Annotated in this window: 18 protein-coding genes and 1 pseudogene; 11 read left to right on the forward strand and 8 right to left on the reverse strand. The window is 67.9% G+C overall.

What is annotated here, in order from left to right; translation table 11 throughout:
* Positions 1-123: 123 nt before the first annotated feature.
* Together A3ES_RS0105300 and ligD are read right to left on the reverse strand one after the other, a co-directional pair.
* Positions 124-360 carry a hypothetical protein gene (locus A3ES_RS0105300; protein WP_020385745.1) on the reverse strand — a complete coding sequence of 79 codons (237 nt, stop codon included), beginning with the start codon at positions 358-360 and terminating at the stop codon, positions 124-126.
* A 43-nt stretch (positions 361-403) separates the two neighbouring features.
* Entirely contained in the window at positions 404-1,330 is a 927-nt protein-coding gene (gene ligD / locus A3ES_RS0105305; protein ID WP_020385746.1) for a non-homologous end-joining DNA ligase, read from the reverse strand.
* Between the two features lie 18 nt (positions 1,331-1,348).
* Between ligD and A3ES_RS0105310 the strand changes: the two genes are divergently transcribed.
* The 5 genes from A3ES_RS0105310 (at position 1,349) to A3ES_RS0105330 (ending at position 7,581) form a co-directional block, all read left to right on the forward strand.
* Entirely contained in the window at positions 1,349-2,266 is a 918-nt protein-coding gene (locus A3ES_RS0105310) for an alpha/beta fold hydrolase (protein WP_020385747.1), read from the forward strand.
* 246 nt (positions 2,267-2,512) lie between these two features.
* Complete coding sequence (locus tag A3ES_RS0105315) at positions 2,513-5,272, forward strand: Calx-beta domain-containing protein (protein WP_020385748.1); 2,760 nt, start codon at positions 2,513-2,515, stop codon at positions 5,270-5,272.
* Between the two features lie 227 nt (positions 5,273-5,499).
* The gene (gene moeZ / locus A3ES_RS0105320; RefSeq protein ID WP_020385749.1) at positions 5,500-6,693 is read left to right on the forward strand and encodes an adenylyltransferase/sulfurtransferase MoeZ; all 1,194 of its coding nucleotides are present in this window, start codon (positions 5,500-5,502) and stop codon (positions 6,691-6,693) included.
* A 130-nt stretch (positions 6,694-6,823) separates the two neighbouring features.
* Positions 6,824-7,054: a type II toxin-antitoxin system Phd/YefM family antitoxin gene (locus A3ES_RS53805; protein ID WP_026162569.1), complete on the forward strand. Its 231-nt coding sequence runs from the start codon at positions 6,824-6,826 to the stop codon at positions 7,052-7,054.
* Positions 7,051-7,581: a hypothetical protein gene (locus A3ES_RS0105330; RefSeq protein ID WP_020385750.1), complete on the forward strand. Its 531-nt coding sequence runs from the start codon at positions 7,051-7,053 to the stop codon at positions 7,579-7,581. Before A3ES_RS53805 ends, A3ES_RS0105330 begins: the two co-directional genes overlap by 4 nt.
* A gap of 322 nt (positions 7,582-7,903) precedes the next feature.
* Here A3ES_RS0105330 and A3ES_RS0105335 read toward each other — a convergent pair whose 3' ends face one another.
* The 3 genes from A3ES_RS0105335 to A3ES_RS0105345 are packed head-to-tail and all read right to left on the reverse strand — an operon-like array spanning position 7,904 to position 10,318.
* Positions 7,904-8,857, reverse strand: a complete 954-nt coding sequence (locus A3ES_RS0105335; RefSeq protein ID WP_020385751.1) for a GNAT family N-acetyltransferase — start codon at positions 8,855-8,857, stop codon at positions 7,904-7,906.
* A 25-nt stretch (positions 8,858-8,882) separates the two neighbouring features.
* On the reverse strand, positions 8,883-9,686 hold the full coding sequence (locus A3ES_RS0105340) for a maleylpyruvate isomerase family mycothiol-dependent enzyme (RefSeq protein ID WP_020385752.1): 804 nt from the start codon (positions 9,684-9,686) through the stop codon (positions 8,883-8,885).
* Positions 9,683-10,318, reverse strand: a complete 636-nt coding sequence (locus A3ES_RS0105345) for a TetR/AcrR family transcriptional regulator (RefSeq protein ID WP_020385753.1) — start codon at positions 10,316-10,318, stop codon at positions 9,683-9,685. The genes A3ES_RS0105340 and A3ES_RS0105345 overlap by 4 nt, the downstream gene beginning before the upstream one ends.
* A gap of 87 nt (positions 10,319-10,405) precedes the next feature.
* Between A3ES_RS0105345 and A3ES_RS0105350 the strand changes: the two genes are divergently transcribed.
* The 4 genes from A3ES_RS0105350 (at position 10,406) to A3ES_RS0105365 (ending at position 12,305) form a co-directional block, all read left to right on the forward strand.
* The gene (locus tag A3ES_RS0105350; protein ID WP_020385754.1) at positions 10,406-10,672 is read left to right on the forward strand and encodes a DUF2277 domain-containing protein; all 267 of its coding nucleotides are present in this window, start codon (positions 10,406-10,408) and stop codon (positions 10,670-10,672) included.
* A gap of 14 nt (positions 10,673-10,686) precedes the next feature.
* Entirely contained in the window at positions 10,687-11,025 is a 339-nt protein-coding gene (locus tag A3ES_RS0105355) for a hypothetical protein (RefSeq protein WP_020385755.1), read from the forward strand.
* A gap of 108 nt (positions 11,026-11,133) precedes the next feature.
* A complete protein-coding gene (locus A3ES_RS0105360; RefSeq protein WP_020385756.1) occupies positions 11,134-11,976 on the forward strand; it encodes an LLM class F420-dependent oxidoreductase in 843 nt (280 codons plus the stop codon).
* A 32-nt stretch (positions 11,977-12,008) separates the two neighbouring features.
* Positions 12,009-12,305, forward strand: a complete 297-nt coding sequence (locus tag A3ES_RS0105365) for an MGMT family protein (RefSeq protein ID WP_020385757.1) — start codon at positions 12,009-12,011, stop codon at positions 12,303-12,305.
* Positions 12,306-12,884: 579 nt separating this feature from the next.
* Here A3ES_RS0105365 and A3ES_RS0105370 read toward each other — a convergent pair.
* The gene (locus tag A3ES_RS0105370) at positions 12,885-16,097 is read right to left on the reverse strand and encodes a S8 family serine peptidase (RefSeq protein WP_020385758.1); all 3,213 of its coding nucleotides are present in this window, start codon (positions 16,095-16,097) and stop codon (positions 12,885-12,887) included.
* Positions 16,098-16,335: 238 nt separating this feature from the next.
* Here A3ES_RS0105370 and A3ES_RS0105375 point away from each other — a divergent pair, with 238 nt between their 5' ends.
* Both A3ES_RS0105375 and A3ES_RS0105380 read left to right on the forward strand, forming a co-directional pair.
* Complete coding sequence (locus A3ES_RS0105375) at positions 16,336-19,560, forward strand: ATP-dependent helicase (protein WP_020385759.1); 3,225 nt, start codon at positions 16,336-16,338, stop codon at positions 19,558-19,560.
* A complete protein-coding gene (locus A3ES_RS0105380; RefSeq protein ID WP_020385760.1) occupies positions 19,560-22,781 on the forward strand; it encodes an ATP-dependent DNA helicase in 3,222 nt (1,073 codons plus the stop codon). Before A3ES_RS0105375 ends, A3ES_RS0105380 begins: the two co-directional genes overlap by 1 nt.
* Before the next feature lie 22 nt (positions 22,782-22,803).
* On the opposite strand, the gene A3ES_RS46320 is transcribed toward A3ES_RS0105380, so the two are convergent.
* Both A3ES_RS46320 and A3ES_RS0105390 read right to left on the reverse strand, forming a co-directional pair.
* Entirely contained in the window at positions 22,804-23,232 is a 429-nt protein-coding gene (locus tag A3ES_RS46320; protein ID WP_020385761.1) for a Uma2 family endonuclease, read from the reverse strand.
* A gap of 43 nt (positions 23,233-23,275) precedes the next feature.
* Positions 23,276-23,510 (reverse strand): annotated as a pseudogene (locus tag A3ES_RS0105390) (IS256 family transposase); the annotation flags it as partial.

The raw sequence follows: 23,510 nt of genomic DNA on the forward strand, positions 1-23,510 counted from the left end.
CCTTCGATGGTGCGGCTCGGGAGTCGGGCCCCCGGATAGTTGAACCGAATCCTACCCAGCGGTGTGTCCGGTCAGTAGCTTCGCACCGGCGACACCGGTATCCGGCCGGTAACCAGACACCGGCTAGCGGTAGTCGCCGTCGTCCATTTCGCCGGCGGAGCGGTGCTGCTCGGCCACGTCGGCCGGATCCGCGTCAGCCGGTACTTCGTAGTCGTCCTCGCGCTCGTCGTCGGCGTCGGAGCCGGCCGGTGGCAGGCGCTGGTCGAGGACGTCGGCCTCGGGTGCGTCATCGGGCCGGTCTGTCCCGAGATCGGGCAGATCGAGCGGTCCGGTGCGCAGGGCGTCGGGATCGCTGGTCATCTGGCTCTCCTTTCAGGCGCATGCTCGGTTACGGCAGCCTCGGTTACGACGGTAGCGGCTGCGGGTCGTCGTACAGGCCTTCGAGCACGTCGCCGTACTCGTCGATCCGGGCCAGTACGTCGGCCGGCAGGAAGGTCAGGTCGGCCGTGTCGGTGGCGGCGGCGACCTCGTCCCAGTCGATCGGGGTAGAGACGCGCGGCTCTTCGGCACCACGCAGCGAGTACGGCGCCAGCGTGGTCTTGGCGCTGGCGTTCTGGCTCCAGTCGATGAAGACCTTGCCCGGGCGGAGCGCCTTGGTCATGTTGGCGGTGACGTTCTCCGGCAGTGCCTCGGCCAATTGCTCGGCGAGCTGCTTGGCGAAGGCGCTGGTACTGCGGGACGAGGCCGGCTCGATCGGGACGTACAGGTGCATGCCTTTGTTGCCGGAGGTTTTGGGCCAGCCTTCGAGGCCGAAGTGGTTCAGCAGTTCGCGTAGCGCGAGCGCCACGTCGCAGCACTCGACGATTGTGGCGCCCGGGCCCGGGTCGAGGTCGAAGACGATCAGGTCCGCCATCGGCTTCTTGCCATCGTCCGACAGCCCGATCCGCCATTGCGGCACGTGCAGTTCGAGCGCGGCCAGGTTGGCGAGCCAGACGACCGTGGGGATGTCATCGGCGATCACGAAGTCGGCTTCGTCCCGCCCGGTGGAGCTCCCCGGGGTCGGCAGTGTCACCGTGCGGACCCAGTTCGGAGTACCGCGGGGTGCGTTCTTCTCGAAGAAGTACGCCGCGCCGGTGCCGTCGGGCCAGCGCTTACGCGTCAGCGGCCGGTCCTGGAGATGCGGCAGCAGCAGTGGCGCCACCTGCAGGTAGTAGTCGATCACCTCGGCCTTGGTGAAGCCCGTCTGCGGGTACAACACCTTCCCGAGGTTGGTGAGCTTCATCGTCTGCCCATCAACCTCAGTGGTCAGTTGCTTTGGAGCGGCGCCCATGAGACCTACCATGCACTAGTGGAGAGTTACGGGGCGGTAACCGGCGCTTCGGTGCCGTTGGGGGCGCAGGAGTGGCCGGCGCGGACCGTGCGGATCGCGGGCGGCGAGTTGCTGGTCAGAGACACGCCGGGGGCGGCGAAGGAGCTACCTCCCGCGTTGTTCGTGCACGGTCTCGGCGGGTCGTCGCTGAACTGGACAGCACTCGGGTTGCTGCTGAACGACACGGTTCGCGGCCTCGCACCGGACCTGCCCGGCTTCGGTCGTACGCCGCCCCTGCCGGGTGTCAGCGGCATCCGGCAGCAGGCCGAACTGCTCAGTCACCTCATCGACTCCGAATTCGGCCAGCCGGTCCATCTGTTCGGGAACTCGATGGGTGGAGCGGCCGCGGTGGCTCTGGCGGCTCAGCATCCGGAGCAGGTCGCATCGCTGACCCTGATTTCCCCGGCGCTACCGGATCCCAGAGCGTCGGCCATAGCGGTCTGGTTCACCGCACTGGCTACCCCGCGACTGGGCAAGGTCGTCCTCGAGCGGAGCGCCCGATTGCCGTTCGACCGGCGACTCAAGGCGGGGATGTCGATGATCTTCGGCGATCCGCGGTCGCTGGCGCCCGAAGTACTGCAGGCCTATGAGAAGGAGTTGCGCAGGCGCGACAGTCAACCGTGGGGATATGAGGCGACGATGGAAGCGGCTCGTAGCGTGCTGTTCTCCTCGCTGGCGCCGCCGCGGCGATCGTTGTGGGCCGATGCGGCCAGGGTTCGCTGTCCTGTCCAGCTGGTCTACGGCGGCAAGGACAGACTCGTCAACGCGAAGATCCGGACCAAGGCGCAGCGCAGCTTCCCTGACGCCCGGCTGCTCTACCTGCCGAAGTCCGGCCACGTCGCGCAGATGGAACACCCGCAGGAAGTCGAGCGAGCCTTCCGGCAGCTGATCGGCTAGCACCGGACCGCCACCACTCACGAACCTCGTCTGGCCGGTGCTGCCCAGGCGTGGGTGGGTGCGCCGAGGGCGGTGTGGAGCAGATTTATGAGTGGGGGCGGTCCGGGAAGCTAGCGACCTGGGTAGGCAATCGGCGCGGCGAGGTCATCCCGCGGGATGATCCTGCGACCATTTCGTCGCCCGCGACAACTATTGCCCCGGCTCCGTCGTCAGCAGGGTGAACTGTCTGCCGACGAAAGGACCGCTGTGCGGGTATTCGGAAGAGCGGGGCTCGTCGTCGCACTGCTAGGTGCGGCACTGCTTGCCCCGGCCGGCCAGGCGCAGGCCGCGCCTCCTGACCAACCGGTTGCCAAAGGCAAGAATTGGGAGATCCACCCGGAGGCCGGCGGCTACCGGGTGACTCTGCACCTCGGCGCGCCGGCGCCGATGCGCGGCGCGCTGCCGCTGATCGCGGTGAACGGCAAGCCGGTCGGGGTGGCGAAACAGTCGCCGGACCGGCGTACCGTCTCGGTGGTCACCACGGACCCGTCGGTGCCGGCGGCGAAGGATGTCCAGCTGGTCTGGTCGGGGGATCTGGCCCGCAACCAGGGCAAGAAAGGCAAGAGTCAGGCCGGTGGGGTGACCACCGACAAGGAGTGGCTGAAGGCGCCGCTGGGCCCGCCGCTGGCGGTCGATCCCGGTGCCACGGGCAAATATGCCGTCGAGACGGCGGAGTACAACCTGGGCGACCAGGTTGTACTCCTGCCCGGCCTTGGTCAGAAGGCCGAGGTTCTCGGCAAGGTCTACTCGCCGCGCGGTGCGCTCGGCCCCCGGCCGCTGGTGGTCTTCCTGCACGGCCGGCACGCGGTCTGCTACGGCGATCCCACCGAGGAGCCGACTGCTCCGTGGCCGTGTGCCAAGGGTGAGAAGCCGATCCCGAGTTATCGCGGGTACGACGGTCCGGCCAAGGCGCTGGCCAGGAACGGCTATCAGGTCGTCTCGATCAGCGCGAACGCCGTGAACGCCTTCGACGACGGCGTCTACGACCAGGGCGCGCAGGCACGGGCCGAGCTGATCCTTGACCACCTGGCGCTGTGGAAGAAGTGGTCGACGGTCGGCGGTGGCCCGTTCGGCAGCAGATTCGTCGGCAAGCTGGACCTGCAGAACATCGGTCTGATGGGTCACTCGCGCGGTGGCGAGGGCGTCGCCCGCGCGGCGGTGCTGAACGCCGGCCGCGGCGGCCAGTACGGCATCCGCGCGGTGCTCCCGCTGGCACCGACCGACTTCGCGCGGGCCACCGTGCCCGGAGTCGCGATGAGTGTGATCCTGCCGTACTGCGACGGCGACGTGTCCGACCTGCAGGGGCAGAAGTTCTACGACGACACCCGGTACGCCGTCACCCGTGACGCCGCGGCCCGCTCGACCGTGACGATCCTCGGCGCGAACCACAACTTCTTCAACACCGAGTGGACTCCGGGCCAGTCGGTCGCACCGTCGAACGACGACTGGTGGGGCGAGGACGACAAGGCCGCGCCGTGCGGAGCCAAGTACGCGGGCCGGTTGACGGCCAAGGAGCAGCAGGCGGTCGGTACGGCGTACGTGGCCGGCTTTTTCCGGTTGCAGCTCGGGCAGGAGACCAAGCTGCTGCCGCTGCTCGACGGGTCGAACGCACATCCGGCCTCGGCCGGGCGGGCCGTAGTACGGGTCGTGTCACAGGCTCCGGAAGCGTCGCGGCGGGATGTGAACCGCCTCGACCAGGCACTGCCGGCCGGAGCGGTCACCGGCAGCGTCAAGGCGACAGTGTGCGCCGGGACCGATGAGGCCTCCCGTGCCCAGCCTGCTACGTGTGTGAAGACGGGCAACAGCTGGGATTCACCGCACTGGGTGGAGGCTTGGTTCGCCCAACACACGCCGACAACTGCGGTCACCAAGCTCACGTGGACCGGCAGGAACGGCGTAGTACGGATCAACCTCGGTGCCACTCAGCGAGACGTACGCCGGTACTCCGTACTGACGTTCCGAGCGACTCCTGACCCGTCTGGTGCGCCGAAGACCGACCTGACCGTGCGAGTCGTGGACGGCAAGGGCCGCGCCGCCGCAGTACCGGTGTCGGCTGTCAGTGACGCTCTGCTCCGGATGCCGGGCGCGCCTGGTTTGGGGCTGCCGAAGAACCTGCTGCGTACTGTGCGGATCCCGACCAACTCGCTGAAGGGGATCAACCTGCGCGACGTTCGCGCGATCGAGCTGGTGACCGACAAGGTTGCTTCAGGGTCGGTGTTCGTGAGCGACCTGGCGTTCTCGACCCCGGGCCTGGGCAAGTCGGCGCCGTCGCGGTTGGTGCGAGTGTCGGCGTCCAATGTCGGCAAGGTGCAGGAGGGCAACTCGGGCACCAAGAACGTCGACTTCTGGGTGACGCTGTCGCGGCCGAGCCCTCGCCCGGTCAGCGTGTACGCCGAATCGAGTGGTGACCTCGGCAACTCGGTCGGCTCGGTGGTCAAGCACCTGGTCTTCAGGCCGGGTCAGACCAAGCAGAAGATCACTGTGCCGATCACGGGCAACACCCGGGACAGCTACGACCTCGTCTTCAGCCTGGTGCTCTCGGCGCCCCAGGAAGCGTTGCTGGGGCAGTCGTTCGGCAACGCTGAGGTGATCGACGACGACCCGACCCCGACCCTGACGGCCGGCCCGGCGAAGGCGGCGGAGAACGCGGGCCTGCTGAAGTTCCCGCTGAAGCTGTCCGCTCCGAGCGACAAGTTCATCTGGCTCGACGGTGAGCTGAAGGACGGCACCGCCGTGATCCGCAAGGACTTCACGACCCTCGAGGACGACGGCACCTCCAACCCGCCGGACCGGGCCGTCTATGGACAGCTCGAACCAGGCCGGACCACGGCGAACATCGAGGTCAAGCTGGTCGACGACAAGGTGAAGGAAGCGACTGAGACCTTCACCGTCGGTTTGACCTCGGTCGAGGGCGCCGACTTCAAGCTGCCCGCCACGCTGACCGGCACGATCACCGACAACGACTGACCCCAGCTGGCAACGACTGACCCCACGCTGGCGCCGTACCTTCTCCCGGGTGCGGCGCCAGCGGACTCCCGGGTGCGGCGCAGCGGCGTACGGCGGTCATCGGTGAGACTCGCGTCCCGGGATGCGGACCTTGCTGGGCTGCCCTGGAGTCGTGCGGGAACATGGGAGAGGGACAACGGGTTGAACCCTGGAGCCCCGCGATTTTTCCCGCTGACGAGGAGTCTCACGTGCCACAGCTGCCACCGCTGGTCGAACCGGCCGACGAGCTGACCATCGACGAGGTCCGCCGGTATTCGCGGCACCTGATCATCCCCGAGGTCGGGATGGCCGGGCAGAAGCGGCTGAAGAACGCCAAGGTGCTGGTGATCGGCGCCGGCGGCCTGGGCAGCCCCGCGCTGCTCTACCTGGCCGCGGCCGGCGTCGGCACGCTCGGCATCGTCGAGTTCGACACCGTCGACGAGTCGAACCTGCAGCGCCAGATCATCCACGGCCAGTCCGACGTCGGCAAGTCCAAGGCGCAGTCGGCCAAGGAGTCGATCCTCGAGACCAACCCGAACACCAACGTCGTGCTGCACGAGGTCCGCCTCGACAACGACAACGTGTTCGAGATCTTCGAGCAGTACGACCTGATCGTCGACGGCACCGACAACTTCGCCACCCGGTACCTGGTGAACGACGCCGCGGTCCTGCTCGGCAAGCCCTACGTCTGGGGCTCGATCTTCCGTTTCGACGGCCAGATCAGCGTGTTCTGGGCCGAGCACGGCCCGTGCTACCGCTGCCTGTACCCCGAGCCGCCGCCACCCGGCATGGTCCCGTCCTGCGCCGAAGGCGGCGTACTGGGCGTGCTGTGCGCGTCGGTCGGCGCCGCCCAGGTGACTGAGGCGATCAAGCTGCTCACCGGCATCGGCGACCCGTCGCTCGGCCGGCTGAACATCTACGAGGCGCTCGACCTGAACTGGCGCTCGCTGAAGGTCCGCAAGGACCCGAACTGCGCGATCTGCGGCGAGAACCCGACCGTCACCGAACTGGTCGACTACGACGCGTTCTGCGGTGCGATCACCGAGGAAGCGGCCGACGCGGCCGTCGGCTCGACGATCTCGGTGAAGACGCTGAGCGAGTGGATCAAGCTGAAGGACAACGGCGAGAAGGACTTCCTGCTGGTCGACGTCCGCGAGCCGAACGAGTACGAGATCAACCGGATCCCCGGTTCGGTGCTGATCCCGAAGGCCGACTTCCAGACCGGCGTGGCGCTGGAGAAGCTCCCGCAGGACAAGCAGTTGGTCTTCCACTGCAAGTCCGGCGTCCGCTCCGCCGAGGTCCTCGCCATCGCCAAGGGTGCAGGCTTCTCCGACGCCGTCCACGTCGGCGGCGGCGTAGTCGCCTGGGTCGACCAGATCGACCCGTCCCAGCCCACTTACTGAGTCACTCCGCAGCCCCGCCCCGTACTCCGGTACGCGGGCGGGGTTTCGCGTCGTCTTTCTGCAGCAGATCGGCACAGACTTCAGACCTGAAATCAGTACAGATTTCGGGTGTAGCCGATAGGTTCGCGCGGTGACTACGAGTAGCCAAGGCCAGCGCCTGCCTCCACCCTTCAGCGTCGGCGAGTTCCGGCTCGAGCTCCCGCGAATCCTGGAGAGGCTCCGCAAGGCGCCGACCGCAGGACCGGTCACCGTCGGCCGGCATCGGCGTGTGGAGGCAGTCATTCTGAGCCCCACCGAGTACGAGTGGCTCATTGGGTCCGCACGAAAGCCGGCTGGCGGAACGGAAGAGGACGCCGGGTGAGCCGTCATGTCTACGTCGATGAGACGAAGCAGCGTGGCTATCTGCTGGTGGCCGCGGTCGTCGTGGTCGGGGATCTGTGCACTCTTCGTAAGGAGCTGCGGGCGTTGGTGCTGCCGGGACAACGTGCACTCCACATGAACGCGGAGCGAGACGCCCGCCGCCGAGCGATCGCCGACACGATTGCACGCATGAACATCGAGGTCACCGTGTACGACGCCGGCAAGCGCTACCGGACCGACCGTGACCGGCGAGCGGCCTGCCTAGGTGGGCTGATCGCCGACGAGTGCCGCCATCACCGATCCCGCATCACGCTCGAGGTGGACGAGACTCTGCGCTCCTGGGACAAGCAGCGCCTCATCGAGCTGACCCGGGCCGCGGATGCCCGCAGCCGGATCGAGTACACCCATGCGACTGCAGCCGCGGAACTGCTGCTGTGCATCCCGGACGCGGTCGCCTGGTGCTGGGCCAAAGGTGGACACTGGCGGGAACGGATCCGCCCCGTCGTGACCGGAGTCCGCGAGGTCTGATCCCAGAAACGCGCGAAGCCCGAGCGCCACGGTCGTCCGGCCGGGTCTCGGGCTCACTTCCTGAAGCTCAACGCTCCAGGCACGTACCACGATACCACTCGACCACTCGGTGCCGAGGATGGTTTCCCTCTCCGGCGCAGGTTATGCCTGCGGGCGTGCGCCTAAACAGAAGGCAGTTCCGGCGCCCACAGCTCGGCTGTCTGGACAACACGCATGCCGACCGACTCGTAGAGGCCCTGGGCCTGCGTTGGGTTGCTGGTGTCCACGTGCCGCAGGGTGTCGGCTAGCCCGGCCGCAGCGTCGGTGGCGAAGGCCTGCAGCCCTATCGGGTCGGGAGTTTGCGGGTCCAGGCGTCGGCGATCTCGATCGTGCGCATGCCCACGGACTCGTACAGGCCGAGGGCCGGCGTCGGGTTGTTGGTGTCGACGTGCAGCATCGTCCCGTCGAGGCCGGCCGCGGCATCGGCGGCGAAGGCGTAGCGGAGCAGGTACTTCGCCAGGCCGAGTCCGCGCGCTTCGGGGCTGACGCCGAGCCGGCCGATGTACCCGCAGTTGTCCGTCTCGACGAAGCTGTCGTTGCAGTCGCTGGCGGCGAGAGTCACCCCGTCGCGCTCGACCATCGTCAGTTGCGGCCAAGCGAACTGCGGGCTCTTCTCGTGGTTCGCCAGCCATTCGTCGTACGGCGGAAGCGCCGCGCTGTCCTGCCCTTCGAACGCGGCCGACATCAGTGCGTGGTACGCCCGCCTGGCCGATTCGTCGAAGGCGCCGGCGCGGACCGTAGTACCGGCTGGTGGTTCTGGCACGAGCACCGGGCCGGTGTGGTCGATCCGCAGCTGCAGGTACGACGTGGCGAACTCGTACCCCTGGTCGCTGACCACCTCGCGCAGCGCCTCGTCCGCGCGGAACAGGCTGACCTCGACGGTCACCTCGGTCTGACCGTTCTCGCCGGCTAGATCTCGGGCCCGTTCAGCGCCTGTTGTGACCAGCCAGCCCGCGATCGCCGGATCCGGGGTGATCACGCTCAACTGGACGAACCGGCGATCCCCGCCCGGCAGGACGAACGCGAATCCGGTGACCGCGCCCGGGCGGCCCAGGACCAGCCAGCCATCCCGCTCGGGGGTGAAGGTCGGCGTGCCGAGCGCCTCGGTGACCTCCGACAAAGTGACCACCGGCCGGCCGAGGAGCTTCGTGAAATAGTCCACGGCGAGCTGCAGGATCGCATCGGCGTCCTCCAGTCGCGGCGGGCGGACCGTGAGGCCGGCGGGGAGTTCGCTCATTCAGTCATGGTGGCCCAGCGCCGGTTCAAAACGGCATCCGGCAGCCTGTCACGGCTTCAACGCCGGCCGGTTCCCCGTCGACCAGTACTACGTCCGGCTGGTCGTCGCGGCCGGACACCGTGCGCATGTAGCCGACAGCGTCGGTGCTGACGGTGGCGATCGGGTCGCCCTGGCCCAGGCGATAGGTGCCGCCACCCGCGCCGGTCAGAGTGAGAACGATCGGCGTGCCCTTCCAGAACGGCCCGTCCTCGAGGTCGAGCATCACCTGGGCGATCAGCTCACCGGCGTACGGGCCGGCGTCGAACTCGCGGCCGAGTGCCTGGCAGACGTCATCGCGATGCATCCACAGGTCGCGCGCGAGCAGGATGTCCTGGATGTAGCCGAGGGCGAGTTTGTCGAAGCCCGGAATGCCCTCCACCTTCACCTGCAGCTTGCGGATCAGGGCAGGGTTCCGGCTGATGGTCCGCGTCGCCTTCGCCCACAACCGGTCGAAGCGCCCGCGCAGGACGTCGGGCGGTGTACCGCGATGGTCGTCGGCCTGGATCAGCATGTGCGCGTCCAGCAGGCCGACCGTCGGATAGACCCGGCGGGCGCGACGGTCGCGGAGCGGGAAGGACCAAGGCTTGTTGACGTCCTCGGCCTGCCCGCACAGGTGCCCGACGATGTCGGCGACGTCCCACTCCGTGCAGACCGTACGACGCTGCCACTCGGTGCCGTCGATGGTTGCCAGCAAGTCCTGCCAGGCTTGGATCTCCGCATCGCGGTGACGCCGGGCGGTGGCCCGGTCGGCGCGGGCGATCTCCCGCGCGGCTAACACTGTGGTGCTCATTTCGTTTTCCCCCTGGTCGGTTCGTAGCGCTGGTAGAACATGTCGAGCACGACCGGCATCAGCTTCATGAACCGGCCGCGCTCGAAGGTCGCCTGCGGTTCGTTCGCCAACTGCTGGGACAGCACGCCCGCGGTCAACGAGGTGAATAACGCGAGCCCGTCGTCGCTCACGGCCTCCTGATGGAGCCGGCCACCGTCGACCTCCTGCTGGAGATACGACTTCAGGTCCGTCAGGCCGTCCACTGCTGGGGCGAATGCCTCGGGCGACGGCTCGAAGCCCGGAATCGTCCGCCAGAAAAGCAGCTGGGTCAGCACCTGGTTCTCCATGCACCACCGGCTGAAGGCCGTGATCCCCAGCTCGAGCTGCTGCTCGATGGGTACGCCGGCCCGCGCCGCGCGCTGGGCATCGCGGACCTGCTCGGCGCCGCGCTGGAACAGGGCGTCGTAGATCGCGAGCTTGGACGGGAAGTACTGGTACAGCGACGGCGGCTGCAGGCCCAGCTGCCGGGCCACCGCGGACAGGCTCAGCGCCGCGACGCCCTCGGTCTCCATCAAGGCGATGGAGATGTCGAGGATCTCGTCGATGGTCTGCTGCCGTCGCTTGCTGCGGCGATCGAGGCCGGTGGTGCTCATGTCTTGAGGAAAACCTAATGGTCGTAGGGAAGTCAATACCTCGTAGAATCTTGGTTTCCTGTCCCCGGGCCCGCGTAGGGTCGGAACATGTGCAGAAACATCACCGTTCTTCGTGGACTTGAGCCGGCGGCGACCTCGGAAGAGATCTACGCGGCGGCTCTGCAGTACGTGCGCAAGGTGACTGGTGTCGGCTCGCTCAGCGCCACCACCCGCGGCCCGATCGAGCGGGCGGCCGCCGAGGTCGCCAAGATCACCGAGGCCCTGCTGGAGGAGATGCCGGAACGCCGGGTCCCGCCGCAAACCGTGCCGCCGCTGCGCAGACCCGAAGTACGGGCTCGTCTCGGCCTGGACTGACGCACGTGGGGGGCGTGCCTGGCTGGCTCCGGCAGGGGCTGGTCTTCGGTCTGATGGTGGTCGGGGTCGTGCTGGCCCTGATCTGCGTCAACGCCGAAGCCGAGCTCCAACGCCGCCGCCAAGCGGCTTGCGACGCCTCACTCTCACTGCCTCCGAGCGCCTATGTGCTGGGTGCGGCTGGGCTGCTTGTCGGCATGCTCGCCTTGCTGTTGCTGATCCGGTGGTTCGGGCGGAGCCGGCAGGTGATCGCCATCGTGCTGTACACGACGGCGGTGGCGGGTGTGGTCTTCGAGGCGTTCGCGCTGATCACTGCCCTGCAGGACCCGGGTGCTTGCGGTCGGTCCGCGACCTGAGTCTGGCTGGTGGCGGCGCGATCCCGTGCCCTGCTCGATCGTGCTGTTTCCGGGGTGCGCGTCCTGCGGTAAGTTGCGCTTGGAAAACCCTTACCGAGGAGGCTGCGGATGCGGTTCGCGATCAAGACCAGGCCCGAGCACACGAGCTGGCAGCAGTTGCGGGACGTGTGGATCGCGGCCGACGAGTTCGAGGTCTTCGAGTCGGCCTGGCACTGGGACCACTTCTACCCGCTGAGCGGCGACATGGCCGGCCCGAACCTCGAGGCCTGGACGTCGCTGGCCGCCCTCGCCCAGGCGACCAAGCGGATCCGGGTCGGCTGTCAGGTGACCGGCATGATCTACCGCCACCCCGCAGTACTGGCGAACATGGCGGCGACCACCGACATCATCTCGGGCGGCCGCCTCGAACTCGGCATCGGCGCCGGCTGGAACCAGATGGAGTGCGACGCCTACGGCATCGAGCTGCCCCCGCTGAAGGAACGCTTCGACCGCTTCGACGAAGGCGTCCAGGCGCTGCTCGCACTGCTCACCGAGAAGTCCGCCAACTTCGACGGCCAGTACGTGAAACTCACCGACGCGTACTGCGAACCGAAGCCGGTCCAGACCCCACACCCGCCCATCACCATCGGCGGCAAAGGCCCGAAGCGCACTCTGCGCGCAGTGGCCCGCTGGGCCCAGCACTGGAACGTCATCGTCCCCAGCCCCGAGGAATGGCTGCCCCTCAAGGAAGTCCTCGTCGCGCACTGCGATGACCTCGGCCGCGACATCTCCGAAATCACCTGCTCGGTCAACGTCCGCATCGACCCGGACGTGCCGCTGGGGCAGGCGATCGACAACGCCGTCGCCACCGCATCGGCGTACGGGGAAGCGGGGGTTGACCTGGTCGTCCTCAACCTCCCACTGGACGCGCCACCCGCAGTACTGGAACCCCTCGCCAAAGCCCTCACCTGACCTTGTCGGCGGGGATGGATAACGTAGCCCCCGTGGATCGGGAGGAGTACGTGGAGGCCGTGCTGGTCGCGGTCGAGTCAATCCCGCCCGGCAGCGTAGCGACGTACGGAGACATCGCCGCCTACGTAGGCCAGGGCGGCCCACGCCAGGTCGGCGCCATCATGCGCGAATACGGCGGCGGCGTCCCCTGGTGGCGAGTAATCCGCTCCAGCGGCATCCCCGCCGACGAGGTAGTAGACCAACAACTCCAACTACTCCGCGGCGACGGAGTCCGAGTAACCAACGGCAAAGTAGACCTCCGCCAAGTCCGCTGGACCCCAGACGGCTAGCCCCATCCCACGCGCTCCGACGGCCTGGATGTTGCACTCGAAGACGAGCCCTATTTGAGCCACCAGGCCCATCTCCCTCTGGCCTGAGGAGGATTTCCCCCCCGGATCCGGACATTTGCCTCCTCAGCCCCGGCAAAAACCCTCCCCAAGTGGCAGATGGGTCCAGATGGCCACTCGTGAGCGCAGGAGAGCTGTCGATCACTGAGCCCGACTAGCGGCCTTTTGGACCACTAGCACCTTGTAGAGCCTGTTGCGAATTGGCTCGGCAGCGGNCGATTGTGTGCCGACCGACAGGAAGTAGTCGACCGTTCGGCCGCGCGCCACGCTCACGCAGGCCGCGGCCGGCCGCAGAACCGGCACCACTTCCTGTCGGTCGGGACACAACGCGAACCCCAGACCCATTTCCCAACAGGCTCTGTAGGAGGCCAGGGGTCGAATAACCCACCATCGGCGGGCCGCCGCACCGGCCTTCCGCCGTACCGGGCATCGCGAGCCTGGCGTGGCTTGAGGTCTGCCGGGGCCGACTAACCTCCAGCGGTGGCAGGGTGGGGGGGCGATCACCCCGACCCTGCCGTTGCTTCAGCCGCGGACCAGATAGCCACGGATGAAGGTTTGTTCCACCTTGTTTCCGTTGGTGTCTGTTGCTCGGGCGCGCAAGGAGACAGCGCCGCCGGGTGGGTTGGTCACCGTTGTCTGCCAGTCGTCACCCCTCCGGACGACCTTCGCGGGGTGCCAGGTGGTTCCGTCGTCGGTGGAGGACTCGATCTGGAGTGTCTTCACTCGGCTTGGTGCTGCGCCGGGCTGGCGTTGCACGGTGATCGGGATGATGAAGCCGCCGGGTCGGGCTCGGTTGTGGTCGTCGAGGGCGGGGTGGAAGTGCACCGCCATGAACGGTAGTGAGGCGACGCCCTCGACGTGCGAGGAGTGGAACGTCCACTTGCTGTCGAGTCTCGTCGACACGGCTGTCCCGGGTGTCTCTACCCGGCTCTCGAGCTGGTACGTCGCCGCGCCAGCAGGTACCTCTATCGCGAGGTAGCTGGCGCGCGGCCAATCCTTGAGCAGCTCGCCGTTGCGATAGAGCTTGGCCGATCCCGCTGGGAGCTTCGGCTCGTTCATGTGCAGCGGATGGTTGTCCGAACGCAGACTGAGCCCGAAGAGCAGTTGGTCGCCAACCCGTTGCGCGCCCCGCGCCAGCCCGTTCGGCATCACCGGTCCCAGGGTGAGGCGTGGGCCGAGCACTCCCTTGTTCCACTCCTGCCGATAGGTCCGGCCAGCGCGAAAGACCGACCGTTCCGAGCTGAACAGCAAGCTCCCGATCGCACCGGATTCGGACCGAGTCACCAGAGTCGATGACCACTTCAAACCACCAGCCAGGAAGTACTCAGTACGCCGTACCGGCAACCCGCTGGTCAGCTCTTGTGCACCCGACGGCGGTACTGCGTAGTCCAGCGTCGTCCCGGCCGGCCGTACGCCATGACTGGTGACCGCGATCCGTGGCTCCGCCGCATCAGTGGCATAGCCGGCCTTCACCGTCGCGAACTGCTCCTGCCGCGTCCTCAGCCGTACGCCGTCCAGCGCGCGGCCAAGCCGGTAGTCGGCCAGGTTGTACTCATATGGGCTGTTCGCGAAATCCCCGGCCGGCCCTGGTTCGGCGAATCGGCCATAGGCGACGCTGATCACCTCTTCGGGATCGGCCGCGGTCTCACCGAGCTCGGCGATGTAGACCGGGTTCTGCGCATCACCCGGCATGAAGTAGGTCAGCACCGAAGCCGCCCCCCGGAGCGTATCCCGCGCGACCACGACACTCAGCTCCATCAGCCGAGCTGTTGCCTTAGGCACCGACATCTCGACCGGCTTCGCCTTGCGGGCGTCCAGCACGAGCTCACGGTCCCGCTGATGGTCGAGCACCGAGTGCACGAGCATCGTCCAGTCCTTGCCGGTCGCAGTACTGAAATCCACGACCGTGTACTTGCCCGGCGCCAGCCGGAGCTTGGCCGTGCTGGTCCCGGCGCCGTAGACGTAGTCGCCGCAGTACGGGTCGGCTCCGCAGTCGCCGATGCGATCGAAGAAGGTGATGTGCTCCAGGGGAGCCTTGCCGTCGCGGCCGATGTTCGTCAGCCGGACGTCGTAGCGCTCGGGCTCCTTCTCCACTCCGAACGGCGTGCTGACCCTGGCGCCATCCCCGGTCGCGACGAGCTGCCCGCTGAACCTCCCGATCGGTACGGCGGCCGACCTCGTATCGGCAGCGAGCGTCGCATCCGCAGTACCACCGGCCGGTACTACGATCCGGCTCGGCGTCACCGTGAAGAGACCGGCCGGCTGGTCGGCCACCTGCAGATCGAGCGTGACCGGACTGCTGCCGGTATTGCGATAAGTGATCGTCTTCGACTGGACGGGATCGTCCTCATGCGGCCAGGACGCCAGACCGAAGCTGATGCTCGACGGCGAAGCGACCACCTGCTGCTTGATCGCCTGAGCGACGTCGACTCGTCCGGCGCCCTGATCGAACCCGCTGACCCCCGGCGTCGTCTTGGCCGAAGCCATCAGCGCAGCTTTGACCTGCGCCCCGGTCCAGTCCGGGTGCTGCTGCAACAGGATCGCCGCAGCACCGGCCAGATGAGGAGTCGCCATCGAAGTACCCGACATCGAGACGTACTGTCCGTCGCCCCCGTCGCCCCCGTCGCCCCCGTCGCCCCCGGTGCCAGCTGCCTTCGCCGCAACGATCTCTACGCCGGGAGCAGTCAGATCCGGCTTCGTCAGGGTGTCACCGACCGTCGGCCCGCGACTGCTGAACTCGGCAAGCCCATCCTCCTTGTCGACAGCCCCGACGGTCAGTGCAGCCGCCGCGCTCCCCGGAGACTGAATCGTGCCGGCGCCACCCGCTCCGCTGTTGCCGGCCGCGACGACAAAGAGCGTCCCGTACTGCGCCGAGAGCGTGTTGATGGCTTGCTCGAGTGGATCTTCACCCGGCGCGTCAGTGCCCCCGAGGCTCAGGTTGACCACGGCCGCGCGCTGCTCGACGACGGCCCACTCGATCCCGGCCAGAATGGCGTCCTCCGGGCAACCGTCCTCGCCGCAGACCTTGGCGTCGAGCAGTTTCACGTCCGGCGCGACACCACGGTAGGAGCCGCCCGACGCGGCGCCGGTACCGGTCACCGTCGAGGCCACGTGCGTTCCATGGCCGACCTGGTCGCCGCCGTTTTCGTCGACGAAGTTCTTTGCCGAAGCGACCTTACCGACGAGGTCGGGGTGCTGGGCGTCGATCCCCGAATCGACCACCGCGACCGTGACGCCGCGTCCGGTCAGCCCTTGAGACCACGCAGCCGGTACGCCGATCTGCGGCACGCTGCGATCGAGCGTGGTCCGGCGAATGCCGTTCAGCCAGACCTTGGTGATGCCGGAGCCTCGCCGCAGAGAGTCCCAGAAGGCCACGGAATCCCGCTTCGACTCGAGGACAGAGAAGCCGGTGATGCTGGGAAGCTCGCGACGGTTGCTCAGACCGGCGAGACCGGCGCCCGCAGTACGGCTGGATGCGGCCCGCTGCACGATCAACGGCAACTGCGAACGGCGGGCATCGTCGTACCCGAACTCCAGCAGCGTGGTCACGTCGAACAGTCGCGGGTCGAGCTTTCCGGCGGCGAGCAGGCCGACGGCATCCGCGGGGATCACGCGCACCCGGCGTCCGGCTTCTGCCGAGATCCGGAAGCGCATGGACTTGCGGCCCTCGGCAGGGATGACTCGCGGTGGTTCGCCGGGCGTGAGTTCGACCCGATCTCCGGTGATCAACGTCACCGTTCCGCTGACTCCTTCGGGAGTTGGGGCCGGCGCCGCTTGAGAAGGAAGGGTCAGCAGACTGCCGAGCAGGCCTAGAACGGCCAACGTGGGCACAGTTATTCGCATTCGGGATGGCTCCTCAGGTATCCGCGGTCGGGCCTCGAGCCGGATCGGCGGAAGGCTCTCACCGTTATCTAGGGGCCAACCCGTACCTCCGGTTGCACCGACTGTCGGTGGCGTCTGATGGGATGGGGCGATGGTCAGCAGATCCGGTTCCAGATATCGCTTGGTGCGAGGTGACGGGCGGCAAGCCCGGGTCACCGAGGTGCCGGTGCTGGATGCTGATCAGCAATCGGTGGTGGATCATCCGGGCGGGCCGTTGCTCGTGCTCGCGGGGCCGGGCACGGGGAAGACGACGACGCTGGTCGAGGCGGTCGTCGATCGGGTCGGCAATCGTGGGCTGAGTCCCGACGAGGTGCTCGTGCTGACCTTCGGGCGGAAGGCGGCGACCGAGCTTCGCGACCGGATCACCGCACGTCTCGGCCGGACGACGCGGGTGATGCCGTCGATGACGTTTCACTCGTTCTGCTATGCCTTGCTCAGACGCTTCACCCCGGCAGACGCTTTCGACGTACCGCTGCGGCTTCCTTCCGGACCGGAGCAGACGCTGCGGCTGAGCGAGTCCCTTGGCGGGAGCCGCGAGGTCGGCGTGACCAAATGGCCGGCCAGTCTTCATCCGGCGCTGAAGACACGTGGATTCACCGACGAGGTCCAGGCCGTCATCGGCAAGGCACGTCAGCTCGGTCTCGACCCGGAGGACCTGTCCGCGGTCGGACACTCCGCGAGCCGGCCGGAGTGGGTCGCGGTCGGCGACTTCTTCGAGGAGTACCTGCAGATCCTCGACCACGAGCAGGTGCTGGACTACTCCGAGCTGATCCATCGCGCGGTCATCCTGGCGCAGCAACCGCACGTCCAGGCCAGGCTCCGCGAGGAGTTCAAGGCCGTCTTCGTCGACGAGTACCAGGACACCGATCCCGGCCAGACCAAGTTGCTGCAGGCGATCGCCGGCGACGGCCGCGACCTCGTCGTCGTCGGCGACCCGGACCAATCCATCTACACCTTTCGCGGCGCCGACGTCCGCGGCCTGCTCCGCTTCACCGACGAGTTCCGTACTGCGAACGGCGCCGAAGCCGCCCAGATCGCCCTCGCGACGACCCGCCGATTCGGGACGACGCTGCAACGCGTCTCGCGCAACGTGGTCAACCGCCTCGGCGTGCCCGGCACGCTCGACCGCGACACCTTCGAACGCTTCCGCAATCCCGACGCGAGCTCCTGCGTCTACGGTGCCGGCAAGGTCGAGGCCAACCTGTACTCGACGAGCGGCGCCGAGCTCGAGCACATCGCCGACCTGCTCCGCCGCGCGCACGTGCAAGACGGTGTCGGCTGGCATGAGATGGCCGTCCTGGTCCGCTCCGGCAGCCGCTCGATCCCACCCCTGCGTCGCGCTCTCGCTGCCGCGGGCATCCCCGTCGACGTCGCCGGTGACGAGTTGCCGCTGTCGCGCGAGCCCGCAGTACGGCCGATGTTGCTGGCCTTGCGGGCAGTCGCCGATCCTGCGTCGCTGACCGTCGACGTGGTGCGGGCGCTAGCGTTGTCGCCGCTGGGTGCGATGGATGCGGGGCAACTGCGCAGACTTGCCCGGGTGCTGCGAAAGCGCGATCGCGAGGTGGCGGGTGGTCAGCGGTTGCCGCGATCGTCCGACGAGTTGCTTCGCGAAGCGCTGATGAACCCGCTGCTGCTGGACGAGCAGGCCTCGCCGGCCGAGGCGCGCTTCGTCGCCCTCGGTGAAAGGTTGCTCAAGGCAAGAAACATCGTGACCGCGGGCGCCGCGCCGGACGAGGTGATGTGGTCGCTGTGGTCGGAGTCGCCCTGGCTGCGGCGGCTCCGCGGCCAGGCGAACAGCGGCGGCGAGGTCGCCCGTACCGCGAACCGCGATCTCGATTCGCTGTGTGCGCTGTTCGACGCGGCGAGCCGGGCGGAGGAGCAAATCGGCTTCAAGGGCGTGTCGACGTTCCTCGCCGAGCTGGAGGCGCTGGACATCGCCGGCGACAACCGGTTCGACGCGACGTACCGGGAGGCCGGGGTGCAGCTGATGACCGCGCACCGGTCGAAGGGTCTGCAATGGCGGCTGGTCGTCGTGGCGAGCGTGCAGGAAGGGCAGTGGCCGGACCTGCGCCGGCGCGGCTCGCTGCTCGAACCGGACAGACTCGGCCGGGACGGTTTGGTGGCGCCGTTGTCGGCCGGCGCGATCCTCGCCGAGGAGCGACGGCTTTTCTATGTCGCGATCACCAGAGCCCGGGAGCGGCTGATCGTGACGGCAGTGCAGGCGCCCGAGGCCGACGGCGATCAACCCTCCCGATTACTTGCCGAGCTCGACATTCCTTTGAAACTAGTGGCCGGACGGCCGCGACGACCGCTGTCATTGCACGGCTTGGTCGCCGACCTCCGCTGCGTACTCGCAGACCCGGCGTCGTCACCGGCGTTGAAGCGAGTCGCGGCGGATCGGCTGGCGAAGCTCGCCGACGCCGCCGACGACCGGGAGTATGCGCTGGTCCCGACGGCTGACCCGCAACGCTGGTGGGGCGTGCGTGAGCGAACCAGGTCGGAGCGCCCGATCACGGACCCGGAGCTGCCGGTGCCGTTGTCGGGGAGTGCGCTGACGACGATCGTCGACTGCCCGCTGCGCTGGTTCCTGCAGCGTCGCGCCGGCGGCGAAACCCCCAGTACTTCGGCCATCGGCTTCGGCATGGTGCTCCACACGCTGGCGGACGCCGTCGCGACCGGGACGCTGCCACCGGACATCGACGAGCTGAACGGCTGGCTCGACAAGGTGTGGACGCAGCTCGAGTTCGAGTCGTCGTGGATCTCCGACCGGGAGCGCGTCGAGGCGGAGCAGGCGTTGCGGCGGTTCGTCGCCTGGCATCAAGGGCGGCCGGACCGGACGCTGCTCGGCACCGAAGTGGAGTTCGACGTACTGCTGCCCGACGAGGACAAGCCCGCAGTACGGGTGAAGGGCCGGATGGACCGGCTGGAGCAGGACGGTGACGGCGCGATCCGGGTGGTCGACCTGAAGACCGGCCGGACAGTGCCGACGAAGCCGGCGCTGGAACGGCATGTGCAGCTGGCGATCTACCAACGCGCGATCGAGTCCCGCCAGCTGAAGAAGCTCGGTGAGGAGCCGCGCAGCGGTGGCGCCGAGCTGGTGCAGTTGCGCCACGACGACATCGGCCTGCCGAAGGTGCAAGGCCAGGCGCCACTGCAACCGGACGAGGACGGCCGCACCTGGCTTGACGATGCCGTCGAGGACGCCGAAGCGATGGTCCGCTCCGAAGAGTTCATCGCCAAACGCAATCCCGGCTGCGACCGCTGTGAGGTCCGCGCCCTGTGTCCCGTCCAACCCGAAGGCCGGGAGATCGTCTGATGAGAGCCAAGCTGGAGACGACGGCCGAGCTGTGCGAGCTGCTCGAGATCCCGTTCAGCGATCAGCAACTGCAGGCGATCACGGCACCGTTGGCGCCGGGCGTGATCGTGGCGGGCGCCGGGTCGGGCAAGACGACCGCGATGGCGGCGCGCGTGGTGTGGTTGATCTGCACCGGTCAAGTGCAGCCGGAGGAAGTGCTCGGGCTGACCTTCACCAAGAAGGCCGCCAACGAACTCGACGTACGGATCCGCGACGACCTCACCAAGGCCGGGGTGCTCGGCTCGACGCTCCCGCCCGATCAGCACCCGATCCTCGCCGCACACCTGCGCAGCAACATCCCGAACTGGGAGCCCGAGGAACCGGGCGAGCCCGTCGTCTCGACGTACCACGCGTTCGCCGGCACGCTGATCGCCGAGCACGGTCTGCGTCTCGGACTCGAACCCGACGTCCGGGTGCTCGCCGACGCGACCAGGTTCCAGCTCGCCGGCCGGGTCGTCCGGCGCTCCAACGGGCCGATCCGGTTCGCCTCGCATCACGTGCCGACCCTCGTCAACAGTCTGCTGGCACTCGACGGGGAGCTCGCCGACCACCTGCTGGGCGCGAACGAAGTACGGGCTCATGACGAGGCCGTACGGGCTGAGGTCGCTGCCGCCCGGAAGCAGACGGTCGACGTGAAGAAGCTTGCCGAGACCGCGTTGAAGCGCGGTGAGATCCTCCAGCTCGTCGAGGAGTACCAGGCCTACAAGGGCGAGCGCGGCGTCGTCGACTTCGCGGACCAGATGGCGCTCGGCGCGCGGCTGGCCGAGGAGTGCCCTGAGGTCCCGGTGATCGAGCGAGCGCGGTACAAGGTCGTGCTGCTCGACGAGTATCAGGACACCTCGGTCTCCCAGCGGCGAATGCTGACCGCACTGTTCGGCGAGCACGGCCATCCGGTCACGGCCGTCGGCGACCCTTGCCAGGCGATCTACGGCTGGCGCGGCGCCTCGGTCGCCAACCTGGACGAGTTCCCCGAACATTTCAAGAACGCGGACGGTACTCCGGCCCACCGCTACGTGCTGAGCGTCAACCGGCGCTGTGGCAGCAGGATTCTCGCGGCGGCCAACCAGCACGCGGCCGAGCTCTACGAGCAGCACCCCGGCGTGATCCCGCTGGAGGCGCCACCCGACGCACCCGAAGGCGCGATCACGGTCGGCCTGTTCGAGACGCGCTCGAAGGAGATCGAGTGGGTCGCGGACGCGATCGTCGCCGCCCACAAGACGCCGAACCGCCGATGGAAGGACATCGGCATCCTGATGCGCACCAACGTCGACCTCAGCGCGGTGCACGAGGCGCTGATCGCGCGCAAGGTCCCGGTCGAGGTGGTCGGCCTGGGCGGTCTGCTCGCGCTGCCCGAGATCGTCGACGTCGTCGCCACCCTGCAAGCGGTCAACGACCTGACCGCGAACGCCGCGATGCTGCGGATCCTGACCGGCCCGCGCTACCGGATCGGTCACCGGGATCTAGCCTTGCTGGCCAACCGTTCCCGCGCTCTTGCTGACGCCGGCGATCGTCCCGCCGCCGACGATCTGGTCGCTGCCCTGGACGCCGCCGTGGCCGGCATGGATTCGACAGAGGTCATCTCACTGGCCGAAGCCGTCGACGATTCCGGCCCGGCCGGCTGGGGGTACTCGGCGGAGGCGCTCGACCGGTTCAAGGAGCTCTCGGCCGAGCTGCGCGAATTGCGTGCGCACGCGGGTGAGCCGCTGCTCGACCTGGTCCGCCGGGTGATCGCCACAATCGGGCTCGACGTCGAGCTCACCGCGACCCCGGACCACGTCGACTCCGGCCGGCGGGACCACCTGGCCGCGTTTTTGGATGCCGTGGGCAACTTTGCCTCCACCGAGTCGACCGGCTCGCTGGACGGTCTGCTGGCGTACCTTGCGGCGGAAGAGGAGTACGCGGCCGGCCTCGACCTCGCAGTACCGAGTGAAGCGGATTCGGTGAAGCTGCTGACCACGCACCGCTCGAAAGGTCTCGAGTGGCCGATCGTGTTCGTGCCGACGCTGGTGAACAAGGTGTTCCCGTCGGACCGCGGCCGCGACAAGTGGACCACCAACGCGAAGGTGCTGCCCTGGCCGTTGCGCGGCGACGCCGACACGTTGCCCGACTTCCATGACCTGTCGAACGCCGGGCTGAAGGCCTTCGCCGACGAGTGCAAGGACGTCAACGCACTGGAGGAACGACGCCTCGGGTACGTCGCGTTCACGCGCGCCAAGGAGATCCTGGTCGCGACCGGGCACTGGTGGGGGCCGACGCAGAAACGCCCGCGCGGGCCCTCGTCGTACCTGGAGACCCTGAAGAAGCACGCGGGGGAGCGGGTGATCGACTGGGCTCCGCAACCCGAACTGAACGAGGAGAACCCGGAGCTAGCCGAGCAGAAGCTCGCGCCCTGGCCCGCGCCGTACGACGAGGCCGGCTACCAGCGCCGCCTCGAATCGGTTGCACTGGTGGAGCAGTCACGCGCGGAGGGCCCGTCGCAGGAAGCCGAGGACTCGCTGCTGCTCGACGAGCAGGCGACCGTCGCGCGGTGGGACTCCGAGCTGGAGCGATTGTTGTCAGAGGCAAGGGAAAGCCGGAGCCGCAAGGCGTACGACGTCGCGCTGCCCGCCTCGTTGTCGGCGACCCAGGTGATGCGGCTGGCCAAGGACCCGGACGGGCTGGCGGCCGACCTGGCCCGGCCGATGCCGCGCAAACCCAACCGGGCGGCGCGATTCGGCACCAGGTTCCACGCCTGGGTGGAGAGCTACTTCGGCCAGCAGTTCCTGCTCGACCCCGACGACCTGCCCGGCGCCGCCGACGAAGGCATCGTCGACGACACCGACCTGATCGAACTGATGGACGCGTTCCGGGTCGGCCCGTTCGGCGAACAGATGCCATACGAGATCGAAGCCCCGTTCGCGCTGGCGATCGGCGGCCGGATGGTCCGCGGCCGGATCGACGCCGTCTACCAGGTCCTCCGCCCGGACGGCTCCCGCGGCTACGACGTCATCGACTGGAAAACCAGCCGCAGCGAAACCGCCGACCCCCTCCAACTAGCCATCTACCGAGTCGCCTGGGCCGAACTCCTCGGCATCCCCGTCAACCAGGTAGGCGCAGCCTTCTACTACGTCCGCACCGGCGACATCATCCGCCCCCCAAACCTCCCCGACCGCACCCAACTGATCACCTTGCTGAATGGCTGACGGGGACACCTATTGCGGCCCGTCACTCCTCGTCGACTAGGTCGGCGGCAACAACCCGCACAGAGAACGGCAGTTTGGCCTCGAAGACCTCTTCGCCGTGCACGACAGCCTGCCTGACATAAGAACCGCCGGACAGCTCGAGGACCGTCAGCTCCACCTTCACTGGGTCGAAGATCCAATACGACGTAACACCGGCCTCTTCGTACACGCCACGCTTGAGTAGCAGATCCTTCATCCGTGTCGAGGACGACAGAATCTCGACAGCCAGCAGTAGTGGCTTCTCGATCCCGTTCGGGCCGACGTCTTCCCGCCGGCAGACAAGCACATCCGGTTGCAACGACCGTTGCGCGGTCGGCCGGAAGTCCAGCGGGGCAACAAATACCTTCAGGCCTTTAGGGCAAGCCGCCAGCAGGCGACTACCAAGTTCAATGACCGCCGTCTGATGGAGCATGTCCCGAGTTGTGTGGAACTTGGGTGACGATCCACGGTGAACTCTAGGCGACGGCACCGACAGTTTCTGTGTGGTCGGTGGTGTCGGGGTGGGTGTGTCGGTGGAGGGCGGCGACGAGCTGTGGCATGTGTTTGTAGCCCTTGATGCGGCGGAAGGATCGTTCGGCGTTGAGCATGCCGGCCGCGGTCCAGCGCAGCACCATGTGCCCGTCGCGCCAGCGGGACACGTTGCGGTTGGTGGTTCGGGCGATCGAGATCATCGACTCCACGGGGTTGGAG

The sequence above is a fragment of the Kribbella catacumbae DSM 19601 genome (assembly GCF_000372465.1).
GTDB classification, from domain to species: domain Bacteria; phylum Actinomycetota; class Actinomycetes; order Propionibacteriales; family Kribbellaceae; genus Kribbella; species Kribbella catacumbae.

What these genes read in the sequence shown, in the direction of transcription:
- A3ES_RS0105345 (WP_020385753.1), bottom strand. Translation starts at nt 10,318, where the DNA reads ATGAGCACCACCGGCCTCGATCGCCGCAGCAAGCGACGGCAGCAGACC.
- A3ES_RS0105380 (WP_020385760.1), top strand. Translation starts at nt 19,560, where the DNA reads ATGAGAGCCAAGCTGGAGACGACGGCCGAGCTGTGCGAGCTGCTCGAG.
- A3ES_RS0105335 (WP_020385751.1), bottom strand. Translation starts at nt 8,857, where the DNA reads ATGAGCGAACTCCCCGCCGGCCTCACGGTCCGCCCGCCGCGACTGGAG.
- A3ES_RS0105360 (WP_020385756.1), top strand. Translation starts at nt 11,134, where the DNA reads ATGCGGTTCGCGATCAAGACCAGGCCCGAGCACACGAGCTGGCAGCAG.
- A3ES_RS0105300 (WP_020385745.1), bottom strand. Translation starts at nt 360, where the DNA reads ATGACCAGCGATCCCGACGCCCTGCGCACCGGACCGCTCGATCTGCCC.
- A3ES_RS0105350 (WP_020385754.1), top strand. Translation starts at nt 10,406, where the DNA reads ATGTGCAGAAACATCACCGTTCTTCGTGGACTTGAGCCGGCGGCGACC.
- A3ES_RS0105340 (WP_020385752.1), bottom strand. Translation starts at nt 9,686, where the DNA reads ATGAGCACCACAGTGTTAGCCGCGCGGGAGATCGCCCGCGCCGACCGG.
- A3ES_RS0105375 (WP_020385759.1), top strand. Translation starts at nt 16,336, where the DNA reads ATGGTCAGCAGATCCGGTTCCAGATATCGCTTGGTGCGAGGTGACGGG.
- ligD (WP_020385746.1), bottom strand. Translation starts at nt 1,330, where the DNA reads ATGGGCGCCGCTCCAAAGCAACTGACCACTGAGGTTGATGGGCAGACG.
- A3ES_RS46320 (WP_020385761.1), bottom strand. Translation starts at nt 23,232, where the DNA reads ATGCTCCATCAGACGGCGGTCATTGAACTTGGTAGTCGCCTGCTGGCG.